At 42.1% G+C, this 22987-nt stretch carries 23 protein-coding genes; 10 read left to right on the top strand and 13 right to left on the bottom strand.

Going from position 1 to position 22987, the window contains the following annotated elements; translation table 11 throughout:
* Positions 1-71: 71 nt before the first annotated feature.
* Both MNR06_RS02780 and MNR06_RS02785 read right to left on the bottom strand, forming a co-directional pair.
* Positions 72-1925 carry an LTA synthase family protein gene (locus tag MNR06_RS02780; RefSeq protein ID WP_243538498.1) on the bottom strand — a complete coding sequence of 618 codons (1854 nt, stop codon included), beginning with the start codon at positions 1923-1925 and terminating at the stop codon, positions 72-74.
* Positions 1926-2000: 75 nt separating this feature from the next.
* Positions 2001-3548 (bottom strand): MFS transporter, encoded by a 1548-nt coding sequence (locus MNR06_RS02785; protein ID WP_243538499.1) that lies wholly within the window; start codon positions 3546-3548, stop codon positions 2001-2003.
* Positions 3549-4069: 521 nt separating this feature from the next.
* Here MNR06_RS02785 and MNR06_RS02790 point away from each other — a divergent pair.
* Entirely contained in the window at positions 4070-5686 is a 1617-nt protein-coding gene (locus MNR06_RS02790) for a fumarate hydratase (RefSeq protein ID WP_243538500.1), read from the top strand.
* Here the strand turns inward: MNR06_RS02790 and MNR06_RS02795 are convergent.
* The 5 genes from MNR06_RS02795 to MNR06_RS02815 form a co-directional block, all read right to left on the bottom strand.
* Positions 5683-6726: an AI-2E family transporter gene (locus MNR06_RS02795; protein ID WP_243538501.1), complete on the bottom strand. Its 1044-nt coding sequence runs from the start codon at positions 6724-6726 to the stop codon at positions 5683-5685. The genes MNR06_RS02790 and MNR06_RS02795 overlap by 4 nt on opposite strands.
* A 2-nt stretch (positions 6727-6728) precedes the next feature.
* Positions 6729-7058, bottom strand: a complete 330-nt coding sequence (locus MNR06_RS02800) for a hypothetical protein (RefSeq protein WP_243538502.1) — start codon at positions 7056-7058, stop codon at positions 6729-6731.
* 57 nt (positions 7059-7115) lie between these two features.
* Entirely contained in the window at positions 7116-7778 is a 663-nt protein-coding gene (locus MNR06_RS02805) for a PilZ domain-containing protein (RefSeq protein ID WP_243538503.1), read from the bottom strand.
* 156 nt (positions 7779-7934) lie between these two features.
* Positions 7935-10319, bottom strand: coding sequence for an endopeptidase La (lon, locus tag MNR06_RS02810; RefSeq protein WP_243538504.1), 2385 nt, complete (start codon positions 10317-10319; stop codon positions 7935-7937).
* A gap of 171 nt (positions 10320-10490) precedes the next feature.
* The gene (locus tag MNR06_RS02815) at positions 10491-11375 is read right to left on the bottom strand and encodes a 3'-5' exonuclease (protein ID WP_243538505.1); all 885 of its coding nucleotides are present in this window, start codon (positions 11373-11375) and stop codon (positions 10491-10493) included.
* Positions 11376-11525: 150 nt separating this feature from the next.
* On the opposite strand from MNR06_RS02815, the gene MNR06_RS02820 reads away from it, so the two are divergent.
* Positions 11526-11870 (top strand): hypothetical protein, encoded by a 345-nt coding sequence (locus MNR06_RS02820; RefSeq protein WP_243538506.1) that lies wholly within the window; start codon positions 11526-11528, stop codon positions 11868-11870.
* 10 nt (positions 11871-11880) lie between these two features.
* Positions 11881-12186 carry a hypothetical protein gene (locus MNR06_RS02825; protein ID WP_243538507.1) on the top strand — a complete coding sequence of 102 codons (306 nt, stop codon included), beginning with the start codon at positions 11881-11883 and terminating at the stop codon, positions 12184-12186.
* A 32-nt stretch (positions 12187-12218) separates the two neighbouring features.
* Here MNR06_RS02825 and MNR06_RS02830 read toward each other — a convergent pair whose 3' ends face one another.
* Positions 12219-13103 carry an MEDS domain-containing protein gene (locus MNR06_RS02830; RefSeq protein ID WP_243538508.1) on the bottom strand — a complete coding sequence of 295 codons (885 nt, stop codon included), beginning with the start codon at positions 13101-13103 and terminating at the stop codon, positions 12219-12221.
* A gap of 190 nt (positions 13104-13293) precedes the next feature.
* Here MNR06_RS02830 and MNR06_RS02835 point away from each other — a divergent pair, with 190 nt between their 5' ends.
* Together MNR06_RS02835 and MNR06_RS02840 are read left to right on the top strand one after the other, a co-directional pair.
* Entirely contained in the window at positions 13294-15738 is a 2445-nt protein-coding gene (locus MNR06_RS02835; protein WP_243538509.1) for a PAS domain S-box protein, read from the top strand.
* 39 nt (positions 15739-15777) lie between these two features.
* Complete coding sequence (locus tag MNR06_RS02840; protein WP_243538510.1) at positions 15778-16416, top strand: SOS response-associated peptidase; 639 nt, start codon at positions 15778-15780, stop codon at positions 16414-16416.
* Here the strand turns inward: MNR06_RS02840 and MNR06_RS02845 are convergent.
* From MNR06_RS02845 to MNR06_RS02855, 3 genes are all read right to left on the bottom strand, one after another.
* Entirely contained in the window at positions 16413-16760 is a 348-nt protein-coding gene (locus MNR06_RS02845) for a hypothetical protein (RefSeq protein ID WP_243538511.1), read from the bottom strand. The two genes, MNR06_RS02840 and MNR06_RS02845, sit on opposite strands and share 4 nt — an antisense overlap.
* Before the next feature lie 113 nt (positions 16761-16873).
* Positions 16874-17080, bottom strand: a complete 207-nt coding sequence (locus MNR06_RS02850; RefSeq protein WP_243538512.1) for a SlyX family protein — start codon at positions 17078-17080, stop codon at positions 16874-16876.
* 53 nt (positions 17081-17133) lie between these two features.
* Positions 17134-17928: a M48 family metallopeptidase gene (locus tag MNR06_RS02855; protein ID WP_243538513.1), complete on the bottom strand. Its 795-nt coding sequence runs from the start codon at positions 17926-17928 to the stop codon at positions 17134-17136.
* Between the two features lie 780 nt (positions 17929-18708).
* Here MNR06_RS02855 and MNR06_RS02860 point away from each other — a divergent pair.
* The 4 genes from MNR06_RS02860 (at position 18709) to MNR06_RS02875 (ending at position 20684) form a co-directional block, all read left to right on the top strand.
* Positions 18709-19449, top strand: a complete 741-nt coding sequence (locus MNR06_RS02860; protein WP_243538514.1) for a response regulator transcription factor — start codon at positions 18709-18711, stop codon at positions 19447-19449.
* Positions 19450-19707: 258 nt separating this feature from the next.
* Positions 19708-19965 (top strand): YheU family protein, encoded by a 258-nt coding sequence (locus MNR06_RS02865; RefSeq protein WP_243538515.1) that lies wholly within the window; start codon positions 19708-19710, stop codon positions 19963-19965.
* Positions 19966-20054: 89 nt separating this feature from the next.
* The gene (locus MNR06_RS02870) at positions 20055-20267 is read left to right on the top strand and encodes a hypothetical protein (protein ID WP_243538516.1); all 213 of its coding nucleotides are present in this window, start codon (positions 20055-20057) and stop codon (positions 20265-20267) included.
* Positions 20268-20501: 234 nt separating this feature from the next.
* Positions 20502-20684, top strand: coding sequence for a hypothetical protein (locus tag MNR06_RS02875; RefSeq protein WP_243538517.1), 183 nt, complete (start codon positions 20502-20504; stop codon positions 20682-20684).
* 76 nt (positions 20685-20760) lie between these two features.
* Here the strand turns inward: MNR06_RS02875 and MNR06_RS02880 are convergent, their stop codons facing one another.
* Entirely contained in the window at positions 20761-21066 is a 306-nt protein-coding gene (locus MNR06_RS02880) for a hypothetical protein (protein ID WP_243538518.1), read from the bottom strand.
* A gap of 148 nt (positions 21067-21214) precedes the next feature.
* Here MNR06_RS02880 and MNR06_RS02885 point away from each other — a divergent pair, with 148 nt between their 5' ends.
* On the top strand, positions 21215-22123 hold the full coding sequence (locus MNR06_RS02885) for a hypothetical protein (RefSeq protein ID WP_243538519.1): 909 nt from the start codon (positions 21215-21217) through the stop codon (positions 22121-22123).
* Here the strand turns inward: MNR06_RS02885 and MNR06_RS16760 are convergent.
* On the bottom strand, positions 22120-22953 hold the full coding sequence (locus MNR06_RS16760) for a methyl-accepting chemotaxis protein (RefSeq protein WP_456237216.1): 834 nt from the start codon (positions 22951-22953) through the stop codon (positions 22120-22122). The two genes, MNR06_RS02885 and MNR06_RS16760, sit on opposite strands and share 4 nt — an antisense overlap.
* Positions 22954-22987: the final 34 nt, after the last annotated feature.

Consider the following 22987-nt stretch of genomic DNA (forward strand, 5'->3'; position numbering starts at 1 on the left):
GAAGCCCATTTATTAAAAAGCGGACAAAGGAACAAATGTAATCAAACAAGAGGATAAGACCTACGATGGTCTTATCTGAATAGCAGCTCTTGCGATTCTTTAATGAAGCTTAAACCACGAAGATAAATATTCTCAGCTTCTGGCGGACAAGGTAATGGAAGCTGGAAATTCATATCTGTGGCCCAACGAAAACATTTTTTCTGACCGTACTCACGAATGTTGAAAATAACAGCCCAATCTCCTTCATACCATACGGTTTGACCTAAATGAAAAATGCTGGCGCCATCGCTGAAATCCTGTGGATGAAGAAGGGAGCGCCCCAAGAAAGTAGGTGCTTCGTTTCCGGTCAGATCGGCAAGGGTCGCGCCCACATCTTTTTGTGAAAAAACTCCTGGTACATAGGAATGAGCGAAAGGTGCTGGTTTTTTATTGTCAGTCACAGAATGGTATTTCATTAAAAACGGAATACTATAGTGTTCAAAAATACCATTCGCGGAAAAGCTTGTATGGTCTGAAAGCAAAACCAGAACCCAATCTTTTTTCCACGGGCGTTTTTTTAAAGCTTCGTAAAAATCACGCAATTCTTTATCCGCATGGTGAGTCACGCTTAAGTGCATTGTCGCTGCGTTTTCATCACCAAAGGCAGGTCTTACTCCTTGCGGGAGCTCTCTATCATGGGTGGTGTTTGTATTTAGCCCTATCAGCATGGGTTCTTGCATTTGGTCCATGAGTGACAAAGCAAACTTATAAAGATCCTGATCGAAAACGCCCCAGGCATTCGCATCTAATGATTCCCAATGAGGGATTTCACGCTTTCCATGGGATTCTTGAAATCCTGTTTTTAAAACTAGCAGCCCAACGCCGCTTGTGAATTGGTCAGAACCTTGGAAAAAAGCAGAGTTATATCCTTTTTTTGCTAAGAACTGCGGGAAGCACTGAAAATCTTTGTTTTCAATTTCTGAAAACATAATACTTTTGCCTGGAGGATTTGGAAGGCTGCAAAGGGTTGCAAAAAGTCCTTCCGTAGTGCGATGTCCACCAGCCAGCATAAGATCGACGTGCAAAGAATCTTTTCTTAAGTTACTAAAAAAAGGTAAAACCAAGTCTTCGCCGACTTTTTTGTCAACGTAAACCCCGGGCCATCCCTCTAGGAAAACGATAACGATATTGCCATCGAAATTCGCAAAAGGTTTTTTAATCCCGCGATGTTCTTTCCATTCGTTAAAGATTTCTGCAGTTTTGATATCCCCAGGTACGACGATGTTTTCTTTGCTAGATTTTTTTCCAGACAGGGTGGCCCACAATATTCCGTAAGCTCCATTCAGTGCTAAGGTTGCACCTTTGCTGCCGCCGCCGGACCTATAGGCCCAAGAAGGATCCTGAGGAATTCCTTCAAATCCCCGCGCACAGACCACGCCGATGATTAAAACAAAAAATACAGCAGCAGTGCGCTTTAAAAAACCTTTTAAAGGCTGATAGCGGGGTAGGAAGCGATTAAAAAACGAGGCTGCAAGTAAGGCAATCACGGCTTGCAACCAATATTGTTTTAGCAGACTTGCTAAAGACCCTTGAATGCTAAGAAGATTATAGACCTCATAGGAAATATGTCGGCCTGATTCCTTTGCATAGATTGCATCAGTGCCGATAAACATCGTGTAAATTAAAAGTAAGACAAAGCTAATGCGGTTGTGGTTTTTTTCGCTCAAACCAAAAACGACCGATCCGCCGAATAAAATTAGGTAAATGAAACTGCCAATAGCTAAGTCAAAATGCCAACCATAAAGAAAAGGGCCTAAAGTATTATCAAAAGTCGCTGGCAGGGCGAAGTCCCAAAGACCTAGATATAAGGCCACCACTGCACGCATGATCATTCCAACCAATGTCATGCGAATTAAAAAGCGAACTGAAGAAATAATGAATTTCATGAAAGCAGACTAATTCATAAAAATAAAAAAGCCCACTGTGAAGTGGGCTTTTTATCAAGAATTTGCCAAGGATTATTAGTTGGCTCCGGCCGGATCCGGCGTTGGTGTTGCCGCAATTCCGGCTTCTTGTTTTTTGATTTCCGCTTTTTCAACTTCCAAGATGTATTTCTTAGTAGCCGCAGGAAGTTCGTTCCACATTCTTAGTGAAAGTAAAAGACCCATCACTGCAAATGGAATTAAGAATAAGGGCCAATAGCTCCAGCTTTTCGCACTTAAAAAACCGATCGCCAAAGATTGGATACCGCTACCAAGGTATACGAAGCCGTCAACGATGCCTGATGCTGTCGCAGTCATTTTCTTACCGCCGAAGTCAGCGGCTGCTGTTCCTGACATCAATGAGTGAACACCGATAACAGTTAAAGTGATCATCACAGCTGACAATCCTAGCACAGTTGGATTTCTGAATAGCGAGAAAGCCATGATCGTTAACAATACAACCATGATGGCGTTGTTGATCGCTGCCGGAGGTCCACGACGAGAGTTGAAAACACGGTCAGAAATAATTCCCGCTAGGAATCCACCGAAGATACCAGTTAAGCAAAGTAATAGCCCCCAGTTCTCGATGAAGAATTTTGAACCTTCAAAGAAAGCAGCATCTTTGTCTTTCATTTCTTTAGCAAAAACTAAATACCATTGCATGATACCATTACGTAAAACACCTGAAGTGAAATCCACTAAGGCGATTGTGATCATGACCGGGTTCGTGAAGATCTTCTTAAGCATGAAGCCAATAGAGATTTGCAACTTATCATCATCTTCACCTGGATTAGAAGATGCGTCGGCTGTATCAAACTCATCAAAGTTAGCATCCTTTGGAGAGTCCTTTAAAAGAACCATGTCGATTAAAGCCCAAATCATCAACAAGAAAGCAGGAATACAGAATACCAACCAAGTGGCGTCAGTTGTTCCGGTGTCGATAGCAAAGATGTGAGCAATGAAGTTACCAAAAGCCGTTCTTTCGCCAGTAGGATTCACCTTAGAGGCGTCTACGATCGCTTGACCCCAGTCAAATGCGAAGTAAACCCCGAAAGAAATCAAAGTACCAAAGATCGCTCCGAAAACACCGCGCTCACGCACGTGGAACCAGTAAGCCTTTACTTTGATAATGGAAACGGCACCGTAACTTTGGAAGAACATGTTCAAAGCATACAAGCACGAGAACGCAACAACCATGTTCGTTTTAAGTTCACCAATAAGGTAAAGATAAGTTACACCGGCCATCAAAAGATTCACAATTGATGAACCGATAGCGGCGATAATGATACCTTTTTTACCACCGATTTTATCAACTAAAGGACCATTTAAAAGGAAGGAAAGGCCGTACGTGATTGTACCGGCTGCGAAGATCAAACCAAATTGTTCTTTGGTCATCATATCGCCCATGGCGTTCTTAGATACGTTCAGATTGTATCGAGCCATGTAAAGGAAGGCGTAAGTCATTCCTAGAGGGAACCAGTTGATGAAACGACGGATCATGAATTTTCTTGAATGACCCAAAGGGTTGTTCTTGAAATACAGCGTGATCACCGCCGCAAGACATAAGCTTACGAGCAAAAGAGCCATGGAGCCTCCAGTAAAATTTTCCCAGAAGCTAATTTAAAATATTAAGAAAGTCCAACGAAACAGCCCTTCGGAACACAGTTCATATTTTAAGATTTCGTCAAGACAACATCAGGCGGAACAGAACTCGCTTCCAGAATGAAAATAGCTAGAAGTTAAACAGTGGAACGATGCAAAAATTTCAGCTGAAGTTTCCATTTTTGGCGGCCAAAGCAATGAAAAGCTGCACCCTTTTATCCATAAGAAAAACTTATGGAAAGTACAAAAATTATGAGTTTGTGCTTATAGGTCTAGGGCGATAAGTTCTATTTCAAGCAGAGGATGCCACCCCGGCGAAAGCCAGAAGGGAAGCGGAAAATCCTCAAAACCTCGGTAAGGTTCTAGACCAACTCTGAACGCCAGAGACCTCGGTCGACAAAAAACCGCCGTAATCACGGCTTCTTAAAAATCCCATCCCAAAGCCCACCTAAAAAAGCCGCACCGAGGCTTGCGCGCGGAACAGCGCATTTGTTATTTTATGTGCTATGTCATTTAAATATTCTCCGCTTTACGAAAAACAAAAAGATACCACTCAATACAAAAAAATCTCTGGCGACCATGTTCGCGTCGAAAAATTTGGCGATAAAGAAGTTTTGGTTGTTGAACCGGCTGCCCTTGAATTCCTTGCCCAAGAGGCATTAAGCGACGTATCCCATCTGCTTCGCCCAGCGCATTTAGAAAAATTAGAAAACATTCTTAAAGATCCAGAAGCCTCACCGAACGATCGTTTCGTGGCAGTGGATTTATTGAAAAATGCCATCATCGCAGCGCAAATGGAATTTCCATCCTGCCAAGATACCGGAACAGCCATTGTGGTGGGTAAAAAAGGTGAAAGAGTTTTCACTGGGGCTGATGATAAAGAGCATCTTTCAAAAGGTATCTTCAATACCTACCAAAAGCGCAACTTACGTTTTTCGCAAATGGCTGCGCTTTCATTCTTTGAAGAAAAAAACACGGGTTCTAACTTGCCTGCACAGATTGATCTGTATTCAGAGCAAGGTGACGAATATAACTTTTTGTTTTTAGCAAAAGGTGGCGGTAGTGCCAATAAATCCTACCTTTATCAAAAAACCAAAGCTGTTTTAAATCCTGAAGGTTTTGAAAAGTTTGTTAGAGAGACTTTAAACTCACTAGGTACAGCGGCATGTCCTCCGTACCATTTAGCGTTTTGCGTAGGCGGTACTTCTGCAGAGGAAACTCTGAAAATCGTAAAATACGCTTCTGCAGGTTATCTTGATGGTTTGCCAACCACAGGCAGCGACGGCGGCAGGGCCTACCGTGATCTTGAAATGGAAAAGAAGGTTGAGGAGTGGGCCCGTGAGACAGGAATTGGTGCCCAGTTCGGCGGTAAATACTTCGTGCACGATGTGCGTGTGATTCGTTTGCCTCGTCATGGGGCCAGTTGCCCGATTGGTGTCGGTGTAAGTTGTTCCGCGGATAGAAATATCAAAGGTAAAATTACTCGCGATGGTATTTTCCTAGAGCAACTTGAACTTCATCCTGAGCAGTATCTTCCCAATCATCTGAAAGATGCAGAAGCAAAAGCGATCGAAATTGATTTAAATAAACCCATCCAAGAAACTTTAAAAATTCTTTCGGAACAAAAAGTCGCGACACGCGTGATGCTAAATGGTCCCTTGATAGTGGCGCGCGATATCGCCCATGCGAAATTAAAAGAAAAAGTCGATCGTGGTGAAGGTGTTCCTGAATATTTTAAAAATTATGCCGTTTATTATGCGGGACCTGCGAAAACTCCAAAAGGTTATGCTTCAGGAGCTTTCGGTCCGACGACAAGTGAACGCATGGATCCTTATGTAGGTACTTTCCAAAGCCTTGGTGCTTCGATGATCATGTTGGGTAAGGGAAACCGCAGCCCGCAGGTAACTGAAGCATGCAAGCAGTATGGTGGTTTCTATTTAGGTTCCATTGGTGGACCTGCGGCCCGCTTAGGTAAAGAGTGCATCACCAAAGTTGAAGTTTTAGATTTCCCAGAACTTGGAATGGAATCAGTTTGGAAAATCGAAGTTAAAGATTTCCCGGCCTTCATCATCGTCGATGACAAAGGCAATGATTTCTTTAAGTCCTTTATTAAAAAACTTTAGTTATCTCTAACTTTAAGTAAAAGCGGACTGATTCTTACAAATAAATTCATAATCACCGGGCCGATTAAAAGGCCCGGAATTCCCATGATGATAATGGCTCCGACCACGCTCGTAAACGCCACCACAACAGAAATATCTTCTTCTCCACCGACCATGTAGGGTCGAAGAATATTATCAATACTTCCGGCAATAAGACCCACTACGACCAAGCCTGCTGCAGCTCCGGGGCGATTGCCCACGAAAGCAAGCACCGCCAATGCGAATGCCACAGGTGCTGCACCAATCACTGGAATAAACGACAGGAAGAATGTCAGTGTGATCACAAGCCAGAAGTCCCCTTCACCAAAGATGACGCTGCCAAGGCCCACAACGGTTGCTTGAATAAGACCGATAACTAAAGTTGAAAACAAAGTCAGTGAGCAGCTTTTTTTAAATATTCTGATCACGGGTTCGGTCATTTCAGGATTCAACGGACTGTATTTTAAAATCCAATCTTTCACACGGGGAGCCTTCCATAAAAGAACGGAAAGGGCCGCTATGAATACCACGCTGGATACTACAATCTGAGGCAGCTGAGCCAAAAGCTCCGTTGAAAAATTCAAAAGAATAGTGCCGATCTTTTTTAACGAACCCTCGGCGAAGTCCCGCATCGGGGTCATCAGATCAGCACCAGTAAGATCAGAAACTCTTTGCGCACCGTTAAGCACAAACTCTTTTAAAGATTGCACTTGTTGTAAGATCTTATCTTTTTCAATTGTCTGTGGCTGGCTAAGACTTGTAACCAAGCGATAGATCGCAAGGGAAATCGGTAACCAAAACCCAATGAAGCCGCCGATAATAAAAAACACAATCAATGTTTTGCGGTTGATCTTGGTGCGATCAGAAATTCGGTAAATCAGATCATTCATTCCCAGTGCAAAAATTCCCGCCAGAACCAAAGGTACGACAAAAGGAATGTTGATTATAACAAATAGGACTAACAAAAATAAAAAGAGCAGCCAGTTAACGAAAAGACCCCGGGCTTTTAAAATTTCAATCATGGCTAGTCCCTCACTTCACATTGCATGCGGCAATCAGATCGACAGTTGATCCATGTTCCATCGTGACGAGGCGGAAGATAGTTGGGACTGCAGAAAGTATTGCAGGTAGTTGTATAAGTTATCGATCTGCCGCGTTCAGAAACTTCGCAAGTGAAACGGGCATTTCGTTGTGCTTCGGATTCAGATTGACGTTGAATATTTGAAAAACAAAGAGAACCGCTATTGGCGTTGCAGAAGGAGTATTGTTGTCCTCGTCCACTTACGTAGATGCTTTTAGCCAAAGCCAAGCTGTGGAATGAAAAAACAAAAGCGAGAAGCAAAATAAAACGCATAAAATCCCCCTCTGTCAATCAACGCACAGTTTAGAGGGGGAGGCAATATGTTCTATGTTAGCCTTGAGTCAGAAACTGCACTCCCAGCTCTTGAATTTCTTCGTTCGCATTCCATCTTGTCCACCGAACTTGGCCTTCCACTTGGACATATTCACCTTTTTTATTTTGATAGCTAAGGTTGATAAAGTCTTTCTTAGCATAAAAAGGGGCTTTGATTTTAACGCAAGATCCATTGATCGAGATATTTTCAAAACTGCCACCAAGAATAGGTTGGAACCCTTTGTTTTCCATTCCCGCAGGCAGTAGCGAAGGACTTAGCAATGGACGGGGAGAATGGGATTCGCGGCTGTCCTGGCGAAGTTCCAAATCTTTTCCGTTCAGATAGGCGATAATGTCCTTATGCAGATTTTCTTCTTCAGTTTTCCACAGCACGATAAAGTCTTTGTTGCTTTTCAGGCGAATGCGCATGGGGCCTGACAATTCATTTACGATGAAAATCGTTTTTACGTTGTTAAAACTTTTTTGTAGGTAAGAGTACAAATCGAAGTGACGCACTTCTAAAAACGGCAAGTAAACTACGATGATATTTTCCCCAGAACTTTGTTGAAGGGCATTTCTTAAGTTATATGGGTTTTCAATAAGACTGCAGTTAAAGCTATTCACTTTCTTAAGCTGCGTCGGAATAGTGTTAGCGCCCGTGATATAAATATTTGTATTCATCTTGTTCCCCCTGATGTTTGTCTTTCCTAAAGCAAAGGGGAAGCCAAACTGCAGAGGAAACAAAATGCAGGAGATACTTAAATCGCTGAACACCTGTCTAAGAAAACCTAACAGCGTAACCTTTCACTGTCTCAAGATGAGACAAAAGCGTCCCAGCTACACTGTAGGGATCATTGGCGGCGTTCCAGGTGAAGGAGGAGGTGGAGGCAATCTTTCCCAACGGGGAAGCTCCACGCCCAAAGTTAACTTTAAAACGTCATTCACATCTTCAACGAAATGAAACTGAATGTCTTTTAAAATTTCTTTAGGGATTTCCTTAAGATCTTTTTCGTTTTTGTTACATAGAATCACTTCACGAACCCCGGCCCGGTGGGCAGCGATTACTTTTTCTTTGATTCCTCCCACGGGAAGAATGCTTCCGCGTAAAGAGATTTCGCCACTCATCGCAAGTTTGGGATCTACGGGTTTTCCAAGTAACAAGGAAGCCATTGAGGCAACCATGGTTAATCCCGCCGAGGGACCATCTTTAGGTATTGCGCCGGCAGGTACATGGACGTGTATATCTTTTTTACTAAAGTCTAATAAGGGATCAGCTAAAGGCAGGCGGGACTTCAGCAAGCTTAAGGCGATCTTAGCTGATTCTTGCATAACCTCACCCAGCTGCCCTGTTAACAAGAGCTGTCCAGTTCCAGCCATTTGCGCCGATTCTATAAATAGGATGTCGCCACCCACTGGAGTCCACGCAAGGCCCGTAACCACACCGGGCGGAAGAAGAGTCTCTGTCATATCACTAGAGAATCGTTCGCTACCCAGGATTTCTTCAAGGTCTTTCACATCCACAGTCAGACCTCGACCGTCGGTTTTAACTAACTTCAAACTCATGAATTTACAGATGGTCGCGATCTTTCTTTGCAGATCCCGCACACCGGCTTCGCGGGTGTAGTGAGTCAGCAATTTTAACAGAGCCTCCTCTGTTATTTTTAAAGACTCATTATCAAGACCATGTTCTTTCAGCTGTTTAGGCCAAAGGTAACGTTGGGCAATTTGTTTTTTCTCGTCGATGGTGTAACCACTTAAATCCACTACTTCCATACGATCTAAAAGTGGTAATGGAATTCCCTCTAAAGAGTTCGCAGTCGCAATGAAAAAGACTTTGGAAAGATCAAACGGAGTGTCCAAGTAATGATCTTGGAAACTGTTATTCTGTTCAGGATCTAACACCTCAAGCATCGCAGAAGCAGGATCGCCACCAAAGCCTTTGGTAAGTTTATCAATCTCATCTAAGACGAAGACAGGATCGTTTTCTCCTGCTTTTTTAATTGCAGAGATGATTCGGCCGGGAAGGGCGCCAATGTAAGTTCGGCGATGTCCGCGAATTTCAGCATCATCTCTGACGCCGCCCAGACTGACGCGAACATATTTTTTACCTAGAGCTCGCGCAATACTTTTCCCCAAAGACGTCTTACCAACTCCAGGGGGCCCAATAAACATTAAAATAGAACCCTGATGGGATTTTCTTAACTTCATCACCGCCAAATGTTGCAGAATACGGCCTTTGATTTTTTCTAAGCCATAGTGATCTTCATTTAAAATTCGTTCAGCATCATCTAAATCGATTTCTTTTTGATCGGATGATTTGCTCCACGGTAAGTCCAGCATCAATTCCAGATGAGTGCGAATCATTTGATATTCTGGTGAAGCTGAATTAATTGTTTCAAGCCTTTTTAGTTGATTGCTAGCAAGCTCGAAAGCTTCCAGGGGCATTCCGGCTTTTTCAATGCGCTCTTTGAATTTTGAAAAAAGGTCGCCATTTTCGCCTTCGCCCAGCTCTTCGCGAATGACTCGCATCTGTTCCCGCAAAATCGTTTCTTTCTGACTTTGCTGGAAGCTTTCGTTCAGTTTGTCGCGAATACCGCGCTGAACTTTCAAGCGCTCTTTCAATTCTTGCAGGCGATCTAAAAGTTTTAATGTTCGATCTTTTAAGGTTGCTGTTTCAAGAATGTCTTGTTTTTCCGTTACGGAAATATCAGCGTAGGCCGCCACCATATTGCTCAGTGTGGTCAGGTCTTCGATATCATCCAGCATTTCTTTGACTTGTTTAGCGCTTCCAGGAAGTAGGTCTAAAAGTTCATCACTTAATAAGTGAAGACTGGAAAGCAAAGCCTCTTCGGTTTTTTTATCCATCACACCGCGATCTTCATATCCTTCGCTTTGCACTTCAAAAAAACCCTCGGTTTCCTGGGTTTGTACAACACGAACTCGTTGATGGGCTTTAACTAAAACATTGTAACTTCCGTCTGGATCGACACGAAAGGATTCAACCTTGGCTAAAGTGCCGACGGAATAAAGGTCTTCCATTTTATTGATGTTATCATCAGGATTTTTTTGCGTAAGTAAAACGACCCAGTGATTTTCTTTTAAGGCTTTTTGCAAAGCGGAAATACTTTTTTCTCTTCCCACCCGCAACGGCATGGCGATATCAGGGAATAGCACCGAGTTTTTTAAAGGAATAACTGGTATGAATCCAGAGACATAGGACACGGTTACCTCACTTTCCCCATCAAAAAACATGGGGATGTAACAAAGATGTGCACTAACTACGTTCCGTCAAGTCGCTTAGATATAGTCTATCATTGTAAAGAGCCGTGAGGACGCTTCACTGAACATTGTGCTGGAAAACACTTAGAGATATGATTGTCGTTTTAAACTCGATTAGGATTTAAACGAATCTGCAAGCGCGATATCGCGCACGATTCCGCCGAAAGGACCGCAGTAAACGCTTTCCTCTAACCAGACCATCTCGCTAGATAGTTCGTCCTTAAAAATAATTTTTGCCCAAAAGCGATTTACATTGTCCCACGAATAACCGCGTCCCTTTAAAAATTCTTTGGATTCAAAAGGGGCACTGCTAGCAATAACATGGGCCATTGGTCTGCGTGCATTGTGCAAAAGTTCCGCAAGGTAAGGTTGATTATTTTTACCAGGAAGGCTGATGAGATATAACAAGGCATCCACATCGTTGATCGCGCGATGAGAGTCGGTAAAAAAACCGTGATAGACATTTAACAACTCAAGTTTGGAACTGGTAAAACCTTGACCATTCCAGTTGACCTGTTTCACTGAACAACCCCAAATTTTTTCTTTTGATATTGATGATTTTCTATCAATGAACGGGCGATCAAAGCGCGCATTGTGGGCGATGATCAAGCTGGCTTGTTCCAAAAGTTTATTTACTTCCGCCCAATCAATATTTTTTCCTGCGACCATTTCATCAGTAATGCCTGTAAGTTCCGAAATCTCTGCAGAAATAGCCACGCTGGGATCTTGGAAGGAACTGTAGGCGGCTCCCAATTTTAAAACTTCACCGGTGTTGCGATTAAAGAAAAATTGGCGCATTCCAATTTCAATAATCTTGTCTTCAGATTGGTTTAAGCCGGTGGTTTCCACATCAAGCACGATTCCGATTCTTACAAGGTCGGCGTTGTTCTGCATCCAAGTATCCGTTGCATAGGCCGGAGTGGCAATAGGGCAGCCCTCAAGACGCTGTAGGGTCACTGTTCTGCCATCATCTGATTTTCCTAACCAACGGAATGCCATTTCTAATCTCCTTTAACAAAGCTAATAAAAGCAGAAGACGTCATCATACTCAAGTCATGAATGGCCAAAACGTAATCAATGAATCTTGATAAAAACTAGTCACAATTTACTAACAAGAGTATATATCGTTTCCGTTTGAAGAGGTTTGATTTGAAAGCTCTCATGTTCATTACTATTTCTTTCCTAGGTGTTTTAGTTTCTATGCCTAGTCTTGCAGAAACTTTGCAATGTGCGCTTTGGGAAAACGTGTCAGGCGTGGATTTTAAACAATCCCTTATCCTAAGCCAGGGTCAGCAAAGAAATATTCAAACATTAACTCACACCTTCGAAGGTGCTATATCTTATCGGCGCTATCATGTTTTAGTAAAAATACGAGAGCAAGGTGGTTCCCATCACCAATATTCTATTTTCAATGTTTCGGATAAGCCAAAATCCTTTCTGCTTGCGCAAAGTAAAAATGGGGACTCTCTAAAAATGAATTGCGCGATTCAATAAGGGTAGAAAAATGAAAGAACTCGCTTTAGACGCTAGTCACTTGACCGTTCGTAGTAACTTAAAAAATCAGCTTAATCAGTTGCGCGCCCTTTATACAATGGTGCTGAATGGCCGAAAATGTCCAAGGGAGTTTATCAAAGATCATTGGTTGATCGCTGGCTTTATCCAGCTTGAGCGACAACCATTAGGTGTGGAGTATTTAGAACTAACCCAGAAGTTGGAGCTCATCCTGGCAAGTACAAGTAAGAAATGTGACGTTTCAGATCTACTTACACAGATGGAAAACAAATTAAAAGAGATCATTTATTTAGCATAAAAAAGGGAAGCACTTGCTTCCCTTTTTTTTTTTTATTGAAGACTTCTTAGATTGCTTGAAATCGCAGCCAAGGTCCGAGCGCTCTTTTCAATTTCCAATAACGAAATGTCATCGTTTTTTGTTGTCTTTAATTTATCAACCGAAGTTAGGATTGAAGATAAAGAAATTTTAAGCGCCCCACTAAGATTTTCTAGCAGGGTTTCATTTTGAATTTCGGCGTTGGTAGTAACCTTTAAAAGATCATTTTCGATATCACGGAGCGCTCGCTCTGTAGTTTTTCTTTGCGCAACTTCATTTTGCAATAGCATCGTTTTGTATTGGAATTGTTGAATTAGCAACTTTTGCAAGTCTTCATTAGAATTCTCAATATCATCAGCAGAAATAATGTGATCATGACTGCAGCACACTTGATTTAAACTTTCGCCGCCCTTGTCGCTAACGAATGCGCCGTTGTGATAGCCGCACAGAAGAGAAAAATCTCGGGTTAAAGAGAGTTCATTCCACAGTCCTTCAAGAGCCAAGGTGGCCTTAGGATTATTGCCCTTCATTAAAACGTTGACCATCTCGCCATAGGCGCGAACTGCTGGGAACTGCGCAATTTTTTGATCAAGAAATGAACCGATGTGGTTCAGGAATAAATCTTTGTCTGGCATCCCATCAACCATAAACTTTGCAAGAGTTTCTTGGGCATCTAAGATGCAAAGCTGTGAACGTTCCAGCGCGGAAGCAGTATCAAAACCCAAGTGATTTAAGTGACTGCGGAAGGCTTCGAGATGTTCCTTGGTTGCCACGAGGATGACGGCTTCGCCGTTGAGCAGACCCGTGATGATAAAGTTAGTGACCGTCTTTACTAGTTGAGTATCGCGATCATACAAATGCAAAAAATGGCTTTTCTTTGAATTTTTGTCTTTCAACATGGGTATAAATTAGTAGACCAAACAGGTGGCAGTTGGAAGAAAGAATTCTCACATTTAACAAATGTAATATGGCGTGTTGAAGTTTTTCAGACCGTTTATTGTTTTCTAAAGGAGCTATGTAACAATACATGAGTCCTTCTCTAAGTCCGCGCCATATAATTCCAACTTATCAAATTGCGCGGAGGCATAATTGAACTCCTTTTGGGACTTTTTTTCAGAGCAAAACTTCATGCCCCATGGTCATTGTTTCTTATGGCAGCCCATTTTACTGGGCATTCATGCAATCAGTGATCTGCTTATTGGCTTAGCATATTTAGCGATCTCACTAAGTCTATATTTTATAGTCAAACGAATACGTATCCCTTTTTCTGCGGTGATGTTGGCATTTGGTACGTTTATCGGAGCCTGTGGACTGACTCATTTTATGGAAATTTGGAATTTATGGTACACCGACTATTGGGCGAGCGGATTCGTAAAAATTGTTACTGCTGCCGCCTCGGTGATTACTAGTATTTGGCTCATAAAGCTAAGACCCCAGATTTTTACAGTAGCAGAAGCAGCTAAATTGGCAGAACAAAGAAGACTCGATTTAGAAGCCATTACAGCGGACCTTGAAACCAGAGTTGAGCAACGAACTCGAGAATTAAATTTAAGTAAAATCGAAACAGAGCAGGGTGCGCGCAGCCTTCGTGTTGTTATCGATGCCTTGCCATCACTGATGGCAGCTGTGGATCCATGGGAACGATATGAAATTGTCAACGAGGCTTATGCTAACTGGATGAATAAAGATCAAGAATTTATTCTTGGAAAAACGTTGTCAGAGATAATGCCCTCGGACCTCTATATGAGAATTAAACCGCATTTTTTAAAGGCACTTCAGGGAGAACAGCAAAAATTCGAAATCGAAGTATTCTATCCAGGTAAGGGGTTGCGCTACGTTCAGGCAAACTACATGCCCGTTTTCGATAGGGATCAAAAAGTAGTGCGTGTGATATTGCTTATCAACGATCTAACCGAACAAAGAAAAGCCTATGAAGAAATCAAGCGCAGTGAAAATCAGTTTCGGTCCTATTTTGAATTAGGTGGTACTGGTTCTTTTGAATTAGATGCGCCAACTGGTAAATTTATAAATGTAAATGAAAAGTTCAGTGCCATCTCTGGCTACAGTAAAAACGAGCTATTGAAAATGAACCTAGAAGACCTCGTCCCTACAGAAGACCTCACAGAAAGAAGACAAAGATATCATGGCATTCTACTTGATACTGAATCACCAACCAGTGAATTTACTTATGTAAGGAAAGACGGGGGAAGATTTTGGGCGCTCGTATCAGCCACTGTTGTTAGGAACGAAAGCGGCACACCCATTAGGGTGATTGGAACTTTGCAGGATATTAGCAAACAAAAAGAAACAGAACAGGAATTGGCTTTAGCGAAAGCCAAAGCGGAAGCTGCCAATGAAGCTAAATCTGCATTCTTGGCAAACATGAGCCATGAAATTCGCACTCCGCTAGGAGCAATGATCGGATTTGCCCAGCTCTTGATTGAAGATCCCGCTTCACCGTCGCAACAGACAAATCACCTTTTAACAATTAAACGCAACGGCGAACAATTGTTTAATATCATTAATGAAATACTGGATATCTCAAAGGTTGAAGCCAATAAATTAGAAATTGAAAAACAAAATTTCAGTTTGCAAGAAACTTTGGATGACGTCGGTGCCTTGTTGGGCTTTAAGGCTCAGGAAAAAGGTTTAAGTTTTTCAATTCAACCTGTGTCGGACCTTCCGAAAAACATTTTTTCGGATTACACGCGGTTTCGTCAGATTCTGATCAATATTATCGGAAATGCGATCAAATTTACTGAAAAAGGAAGTGTTGATGTTGCTGTTCAATTGTTTCTGAATGACAAAAAAGGGGAGTCATCCTTTTTGGAAGTGATAGTTAAGGATACAGGTCCTGGTATCTCAAATGAAAAGAGACAAAACCTTTTTCAGCCGTTTACCCAAGCTGACGCAAGTATGAGTCGCAAATTCGGAGGCACGGGTTTGGGGCTGTATCTTTCACGCCAATTGGCAAGAGCCTTAGGCGGGGATGTTATTTTAAAGGAAAGTTCACCAGGAAAAGGATCAACGTTTGTAGTACGCATTGATATCGGTGAAGTGGATAAATTATCTCTCGGTGGTCCACGAATTGTAAGTCACTTTGCTTCCACCCGAACACCTCGTACTAGCTATGGAAGAGTTGACGGAGCCAAGGTTGTTACCGTTGATGATTCAAGCGATAATCTGGAGCTTGTCTACCGTTTTCTAACTATGGCTGGTGCTACGGTTACGTGTTTTGACTCTGCTGAAAAGGCCATCGATTATTTAGAGGGCACTGAAGTGGATGTGGTATTTATGGATTTACAAATGCCAATTTTAAATGGGTATGAAGCCGTTGAGATTTTAAGGAAAAAGGGCTACCGTCGTCCCATCTTAGCCCTGACTGCGCATGCTATGAAGGGAGAGCGAGAGCGATGTATCAAGGCTGGATTTAGCGATTATCTCGTTAAACCCATCAGTCGCAGTGACCTAATTAAGATGGTTAAAGTTTATGGAGAGAAATTTCCAGAACCTGGTCCGGATGTTGTTCTTTAAAAACTAGTTAAATTTCGCGTAAAGCGGTAAGATGAACCCATGTGCTCACAGTATACCTTAAAGACTGAGGCCAAGCGTCTAGCAGATATCTATCATGCTGATATTGACGAAAAGTTCGAAGAACTTATCGACATGCAGGTCTTTCCCTACAAACCGGGAATCGTTTTTAAAGACGGAAGGCTTTCGAAATTAAATTATTCCCTGGTGCCGTCGTGGTCCAAAGACCGTCGCGTGAAGTTTGCCACCTATAATGCGCGTATCGAAGATATTGAAACGAAGCCTACTTGGAAGGGGCCCTTCGTCGAACGTCACTGCGTCGTTCCCCTTACAACTTTTATAGAGCCGATTTATGAAGGGGAGCTGGGGGGTAACATGGTGGCCTTTGGGAAAGAAAAAATTCTTCATGCTGCCGGTATCTGGGATCGCTGGAAAGATGCAACCACCGGAGAGGTGATTGAGTCCTACGCGATTTTGACTTCACCACCATATCCATTCATCGCTAAAGCTGGCCATGATCGCAGTCCTATCTTTATTAAAGAATCAGCGATTCAAAAGTGGGTGTCCTTACAAAGTAAAGATCCCAAAGAAATAAAGCAGTTTCTTCGGGATCATTGGGAATCTCTCGATAATTTTTCGACGACAAAAGTGCGTCCTTTAAAAACGCCAGTGACACTTTAGTAGCAATAATAAACCCAGTAATCAGTTCGTCCACTGCGTGAAGTGGCGCTGCAATACACTCGATATCCCGGCGTCACCTCAGAATAACAACGATAACCTCTTGACCAGCATGAGATGCGGAATCCTCCAGGACAGTTTGTCCAAGCTCTGCAGGTATAGGTTGAAGAGTTGACGTCTTCGGTTTGCGGTGTCGTTAGTCGCTCAGCAAAATCAGGCAAAGACAAGGATTCTCCGGATACTGGAAAAATATTTTCCAAGGTCCCACGCCCACCGATAGTTTCTTCGGAAGCCAGCGCTGACAGGCTGAATCCGAAACCTAGTGCCAATAATAATATTAATTTCATAGAAACCTCCACTTGGACTGATGCTAAGAATGGGCGTGGAGGAAGTAAAGATGGCTCACGAAGAGCTGATAAAATAAACCAGGACTAATGTGTCCTGGCAGCGGGTATCTGTCCTAGTAATGCGGGGGCTTTTCGTTAGGTCTAATGTCGTCAGATTCGCCGCCTAAAGCTTCTTTCAGGCGTTTTGTTAATCCAGTCAACAAAGTTTCTAGTTTATCGATAGTCTTTTGCTGAGAATAGACAACCTGATTCAGTTCTTCGATCAGGTGTTCTTGGTGCAAAATTTTTGTTTCAATGTCGATCAAACGTTCTTCAGACATAGTATCCTCGCCTTACGGGTATACATGTGCCAAAGTTTAAAGTCATCGCGAAATTACCGAACACAGTTTGGCTTTGAAGTGCTTTGGCTAGCAAGGGCCAAGGCGTTCTTCATATTGTCATTGAGGTTTTCAATACGGGTCCCATGGGAGGGATGGGTTGAAAGAAATTCAGGAGGTTGTGAGCCGCCGGCTTTTCCCATGTTTTTCCAAAGCTCCACAGAAGCTCGAGGGTCAAATCCCGCCTTGGCCATAAGCTGCAGGCCCAACACGTCAGCTTCGCTTTCTTGTGCGCGACCGTGGGGCATCAGAACGCCGTACTGTGCTCCTAAACCAAGTCCCGCCATCAAAAGATCATAATTCTGTCCCTGCCTTTGTGCGAGAACCGTGTTGACGATATCTAATCCGCCTTGGGCTACCAGAGTCTCAGACACCCGGGCGTTTCCGTGTTGGGCAATTACATGACCCATCTCGTGGCCGATAACCGCTGCTAATTGATCTTGGGTTGCTGCGACTTTAAGAAGGCCGGTGTAAACTCCGACTTTTCCGCCAGGAAGTGCAAAGGCATTTGCTTCATCAGACTTAAAGACAACCACATCCCATTGTTTGGGAATTTCACCTTCTTTGATTTGCACAGCAAGATGATCGACTATGCATTTTACATAGTTATTTAACTTAGGATCTTTTTCAGTAGGGGTCTTACCCTTCATTTCCGTGAACGCTTGCGCGCCCATCTCTTGCATTTGCGACTCAGGAAGAAGCAAAAGCTGACGTCGACCCGTAGGTGAGGTTGTACAAGCAGAAATTAAAACAAGTGTTATAAGAAATGTCGCTGTAAGAAGATGTTTCATTTTTCCTCATCACCAATAGAGTTTGTCCTAGAAGAATATTTTGATTAAATTCAGCGCTCAAGTCCAAAACATCTTTTGAATTAAAATTTGTTTAGTTTTAGTTTCTTTCATTGCTTCAAGTTGTTAAGATATCTACAAAAGTGATCACAACTTGGTGGTGCAGATGATGAAGGATGTTAAACAAACTAGGGTAGCAGCTTTGAGTTTTTTATTTGGTTTTCTTGTCGTCGCACCAACGCTGTGTTTTGTGTCGGAAGGATCCCGTATTATTCTAAATATCAGCTCTTTTATATTTTTGATTTGCGGGTTGGGTCTGATTGTTTGCACTCTTCGTTTGGCAAACGCTGTTTGTCCTCAATGTCGCGAAGCCTTTTTAAGAAAGGGTTTAAGACTCAGTCCTTATTCACGAGTTTGTTTGCACTGCGAGTTTTCAGAAAAGAAAAAATAGTAGTAAATTTTCGCTAGTACTTTGCCGTAATTCCATTCTTCTAAACAATTGCTAATATGAAATTAGATTCGCTGAATATCCAATCTCTAATGAAAATGGATATTTTTTTATTTTCTTATCAAAAATCTTAAATTGTCCGTTTCTTCTGCCGCGGAAATACCAGTGGTGAAGCGCCTCTTCCGTCTCTATATATAGTGTCTCTAGTCTGATTTTGTAGATAAAATGAGCAAAGTGACGAGCGCCTTTTTAAGTGTAAGAAATCCCATATATTCACACTTTTTTGTTTTTTAACTTCGTGATTAGATTTCTCTAAGACGACAGCGGGGGATGAAATGCATTGTCTGATTTTGGAAGATGATATTGAAATTGCGGCAATAACTAAAAAAGCAGTCAGTGAACTTGGTTTCGAAAGCCATGTCGCTCATTGCGGGCAACAGGGATTAGAAGAATTGCAAACCGGAAGTTATGATCTCATTGTCCTAGATCTTATGCTTCCGAAAGTAAATGGTTTTGCAATTTTAAAAACCCTTCGTGAAAGTAAGCCTCAACTTCCTGTTTTAATCTTAAGTGCATTAAATAATGTTGATGATCGTGTGCAAGGATTGACCTTGGGTGGGGACGACTATCTTTTGAAACCATTTTCGGTTTTGGAATTACAAATTCGCATTAAGAATCTTCTTAAACGCACGCAAAAAAGCGTGGAAGTAACGACTTTGGAATTTCAAGATTTGAAGCTGAATCGACTTTCAAGAAAAGTGTCTCGGGAAGGGAAGCCTCTAGATTTACATGGTGTCGAATATGATTTGTTATGTCTTTTTTTGCGTCACCCCAATCAGATCGTTTCTAAAAAAGTGATTCTAAAAGAGATTTGGAATTACGATTTTGATCCGCAAACAAATATTGTCGATGTTTTGATCTGTCGACTGCGCTCAAAATTAAACAGTGGCTTTCAAAGTCCACTTATTCAAACGGTAAGAGGCGTTGGATATATTTTAAAGGGTCACAACTTCAATTCTCAAATTTCGATTCCTAGAGAAATAAAAGATGATGGAAAAAATCTTTTAAATTTTTAAGATGGTCTTCAGCAAGGCGGGAAAATACCGATAGTATTATGGCTGCTAAGCAATGTGTGAACTTGGAGTGTCATGTCGCGCCCAAATAATCTACAAGACACTCCCGGTTGGTATTATCCTGCCATGGCTATTGTGACCACGCTTATTTTCATGGGCGTAGGTCTGGCGAAAGAACTTATTTCGCATCTTTAGGCTTTAGTAAATAAACACATATTTACCTGTAAACTGATTTGGGTTAACATCTAAACATGGGTATTTATGGCCAGTGATAAAAAAATCGGTGTATCCAATTTCGTTGAAATTCCAATGTCCGCGCTAAGTGATTCTATACTTACTGGTTTCATTGAAAACTTCGTTCGTCACCAATACCCTTCGGTCCCTGAATCCATCCTTATACAAAAAGCTATAGAAGTTCGAGCTGATCTTCAGAACCTTGAGTTGCGTATTTATTTTGATCTTTCGGATGACACAGTTCATTTGGTAAGGGCAGCTAAGGCCTACAAGAAAGCCCTATAACGGCTGCCCATTAGACTGAAAATTCTCGACCTTTCCATTCCCTCTGTGAAATTTGCTGTAGAATTAAAGCAAGTTACTAGGAGGTAGTTATGCCTAACAAAGAAGTAACACCTAGAACAACTCAAGGAATGGCTCCTCAAGGTATGCAAGCTGGAGGCAAAAACAAAGAAGAATCTTCTTCTCAGTTCGCTAATAAAGAATCGCAATCATCAAATAAAGCAGGTTCGAATATGGACGATGATTTCGATGAAAGTGAAAATTGGGATGATGAAGATGATGACTTCAATGTTCCAACCTCATAGTTAGCCAAGAAGCTCATTTATGAGTCGAGTGAAAGACCGTCCAAGGGGACGGTCTTTTTTATGTCGAAATTGCTTTATCGTTTTTGTTATTTTTCTGATTCAATTCACTTTAAATGCTAAACGATAAAAAACGATTGCGTTCCATGCTCCTTCGCACGGATTTCTTTTTACTGCTTATAATCATGCTTCTCATTTTCTGAAAGCGGGATAGGATTTTCAAAAAAGGGGGATCTAATGCCTAATAATCAGAACCAAAATACGGGTGGAAAATCTTCATCTAACCAAAATCAAAATCAAGGCCAAAACCAAAATCAAAACCAAGGCCAAAATCGCCAAGGTGGACAAGGTCAATCTGGTCAAGGGATGGGGCAAAACCGTTCATCATCTTCTTCTTCGTCTTCTGGTAGCAACCGCTAAAAGACAATTAGAAGTGACCTTCTAATAAAGTTAAAGAGGCTTTTCCAAAAGAAAAGCCTCTTCTTTTTTTGGAAAACTAGCGCGCTAAGAAGCGGCAATAAACCGCCGTATCGCGAGATTCGTGGATTTTCGCGTAAGCCGTTTCACCTGAGCGGACAACTTGATCGATACGTTCTTGAACATCGTAATCGTTGTTGTCAGGAGAAAGTGGTCTAAACGTAAATACCACATACTTCATATCCAAAGTCCCACCAGTATTGTTCTTAAAGGCACAGTGATGCTCAAAACCACGAGTGCGCAAAGAACCGTAATGGCTTTCCAAGAACTTTGCTCCTGCGGTAGCGGCAGAAACTGAAAGCAGAAGAAAAAGAAACATTTTCATCAGAAACCTCCTATAATTTTGTTTCGATAGAGTGAGATAATTTCACTAACGCCGTCAACGAAAGTAGAATTAAGAGAGGGCCATCAAAAAATCCAAAAAATTTTGGTTAAGTGTCGACTCTATTTATATTCTCTGTAATATTGAGCCCATGAACAGTGCTTTGAAAAAATATTTGAATTCAGTGAATCACATTATGGCTTTGCCGGTGAAAAAAAATCTTTCATCCTTAACTTTAAAAGAATGTGCTTTTGATGCTCAACTTCTTTCCTTAAGTTCACTTTATCGTCATAGCAGAAAAACCTTTTTTCAAATGAAAGGCGAGTTTCATCCGAAAGTATGCTCTACGATGAGATCCCTTAGTACCCATGATTTATTCGCAAACCATATAGAATACAGTCCGCTCCTTTCTGAAATTCGTTGGTTCAAAGATCATCATCACCAGGTCGCTGATCCCGATCAGGCTATGGCGGCGATTTTAAGGTTCAGCGAAATTTCTCTTTATCACGAGCAAAATCATCGAATTGTGTGGCAGTTGCTTCCGCCAGCTCCTGACTCGCAAGCTGACCTAAGAAGATATTTAAATTTCGCAGAAAGCTTAGTGGTTGTTTTGGATCTGGCTTTAGGTGATGAATTAGGTAAAGAGCATTCCCAGTGCTTCGAAAATGTCCGAAGTATTTATCGCCCAGGTGGGGAGCATCCATGGGCCCAGGAAAGTAAAGCTCAGTATCGTGAATACTTGTTAGCGTTGCTAGCCACGACTTATTTATTATTGGAATTAATAGTGCCGGAGGATATTCCTAAAGCCGTTGATTACTATTTCCCTGGAAAGAAAAAAATGGTCCGTGCTGCAGTTAAAAGGGGATTGCAGTTAAGTGAGCTGTTTACCCAAAACACAAACCGGCAATGGCAAAGTCTGTACTGGCAGCAAGCTAGCAAAAAACTTTCGGCTCTTCACAAGGGCTCTGATCAGGACCCTCTGTACTTGCCAGAAGATCCCTTAGATTTGGATGAAGAGTTTGTTATTGCCCAGCACGTCCTCAATTTTTTCGGACTTTAAGAGGCTTTTTTGCCTTCAACGATACCTACAAGTTCCTGCATCATCGAATGCATTTCATTAGATCGTTCTGTCAGCATACCTGCCGCCTCAGCACATTTTTGGGCCGAAAGAGCATTATTCTGGGTGACGCCATCTAGTTCATTGATGGCCGCGTTGATGGAGCTGACACCTTGAGATTGCTCGGTGCTGGCGTTGCTGATTTCAATATTTAAAGCCGTTAGCTTTTCAATCTGGCCAACGATTTCAGTTAACATTGATTCACTTGATTTTACAGCTTTGTGACCTTCTTCAATTTTAACAACGCTTTCAGAAATTAAACCTGAAATCTCTTTTGCCGAAGTCGCACTTCTTTGCGCAAGACTGCGAACGGCATCAGCGACTACGGCGAATCCTTTACCCTGCTCTCCAGCACGGGCGGCTTCAACAGCGGCATTCAATGCCAAAAGGTTCGTTTGGAATGCGATATCGTCAATAACAGTAATGATCTCTTCAATTTTCTTAGAGCTCTTCGTTATTTCGTTCATGGACTGAATCAAATTTTCGACTTCTGTGCGACCGTCACGAACTTTCGTTTGTGCGATTTCTGCTAAGTTTTTTGCTTCTACGGTGTGTTCGGCGTTTAGTTTGATCATGCTCGACATTTGTTCCGTGGCGGCGGTGGTTTCTTCGATCGATGAAGCCGCACTCATAGACGATTCACTTAAGCTTTGTGAGGCGCTGTTAATATTCGTACTTGCATCAGAAACGCCGGTGCCGGCTTCTTCTAACTTTTCCGCGATACCTGATAAAGCTTGCATCGGTCTTTTCAGTGTCAAATATCCTAAGATCATAGCAACGACAGCCAAAGCAGCAGACCAGCCTAAA

The sequence above is a fragment of the Bdellovibrio reynosensis genome, from assembly GCF_022814725.1.
GTDB lineage: Bacteria > Bdellovibrionota > Bdellovibrionia > Bdellovibrionales > Bdellovibrionaceae > Bdellovibrio > Bdellovibrio reynosensis.

Bases quoted from the DNA above. Each gene is read 5' to 3' on its own strand.
- MNR06_RS02790 (WP_243538500.1), top strand. From the start codon at position 4,070: ATGTCATTTAAATATTCTCCGCTTTACGAAAAACAAAAAGATACCACT.
- MNR06_RS02865 (WP_243538515.1), top strand. From the start codon at position 19,708: ATGGCCAGTGATAAAAAAATCGGTGTATCCAATTTCGTTGAAATTCCA.
- MNR06_RS02795 (WP_243538501.1), bottom strand. From the start codon at position 6,726: ATGATTGAAATTTTAAAAGCCCGGGGTCTTTTCGTTAACTGGCTGCTC.
- MNR06_RS02845 (WP_243538511.1), bottom strand. From the start codon at position 16,760: ATGAAATTAATATTATTATTGGCACTAGGTTTCGGATTCAGCCTGTCA.
- MNR06_RS16760 (WP_456237216.1), bottom strand. From the start codon at position 22,953: ATGATCTTAGGATATTTGACACTGAAAAGACCGATGCAAGCTTTATCA.
- MNR06_RS02830 (WP_243538508.1), bottom strand. From the start codon at position 13,103: ATGTTGAAAGACAAAAATTCAAAGAAAAGCCATTTTTTGCATTTGTAT.
- MNR06_RS02815 (WP_243538505.1), bottom strand. From the start codon at position 11,375: ATGGCATTCCGTTGGTTAGGAAAATCAGATGATGGCAGAACAGTGACC.
- MNR06_RS02870 (WP_243538516.1), top strand. From the start codon at position 20,055: ATGCCTAACAAAGAAGTAACACCTAGAACAACTCAAGGAATGGCTCCT.
- MNR06_RS02855 (WP_243538513.1), bottom strand. From the start codon at position 17,928: ATGAAACATCTTCTTACAGCGACATTTCTTATAACACTTGTTTTAATT.
- MNR06_RS02785 (WP_243538499.1), bottom strand. From the start codon at position 3,548: ATGGCTCTTTTGCTCGTAAGCTTATGTCTTGCGGCGGTGATCACGCTG.
- MNR06_RS02860 (WP_243538514.1), top strand. From the start codon at position 18,709: ATGCATTGTCTGATTTTGGAAGATGATATTGAAATTGCGGCAATAACT.
- MNR06_RS02825 (WP_243538507.1), top strand. From the start codon at position 11,881: ATGAAAGAACTCGCTTTAGACGCTAGTCACTTGACCGTTCGTAGTAAC.
- MNR06_RS02805 (WP_243538503.1), bottom strand. From the start codon at position 7,778: ATGAATACAAATATTTATATCACGGGCGCTAACACTATTCCGACGCAG.
- MNR06_RS02800 (WP_243538502.1), bottom strand. From the start codon at position 7,058: ATGCGTTTTATTTTGCTTCTCGCTTTTGTTTTTTCATTCCACAGCTTG.
- MNR06_RS02780 (WP_243538498.1), bottom strand. From the start codon at position 1,925: ATGAAATTCATTATTTCTTCAGTTCGCTTTTTAATTCGCATGACATTG.
- MNR06_RS02840 (WP_243538510.1), top strand. From the start codon at position 15,778: ATGTGCTCACAGTATACCTTAAAGACTGAGGCCAAGCGTCTAGCAGAT.
- MNR06_RS02880 (WP_243538518.1), bottom strand. From the start codon at position 21,066: ATGAAAATGTTTCTTTTTCTTCTGCTTTCAGTTTCTGCCGCTACCGCA.
- MNR06_RS02850 (WP_243538512.1), bottom strand. From the start codon at position 17,080: ATGTCTGAAGAACGTTTGATCGACATTGAAACAAAAATTTTGCACCAA.
- MNR06_RS02885 (WP_243538519.1), top strand. From the start codon at position 21,215: ATGAACAGTGCTTTGAAAAAATATTTGAATTCAGTGAATCACATTATG.
- MNR06_RS02875 (WP_243538517.1), top strand. From the start codon at position 20,502: ATGCCTAATAATCAGAACCAAAATACGGGTGGAAAATCTTCATCTAAC.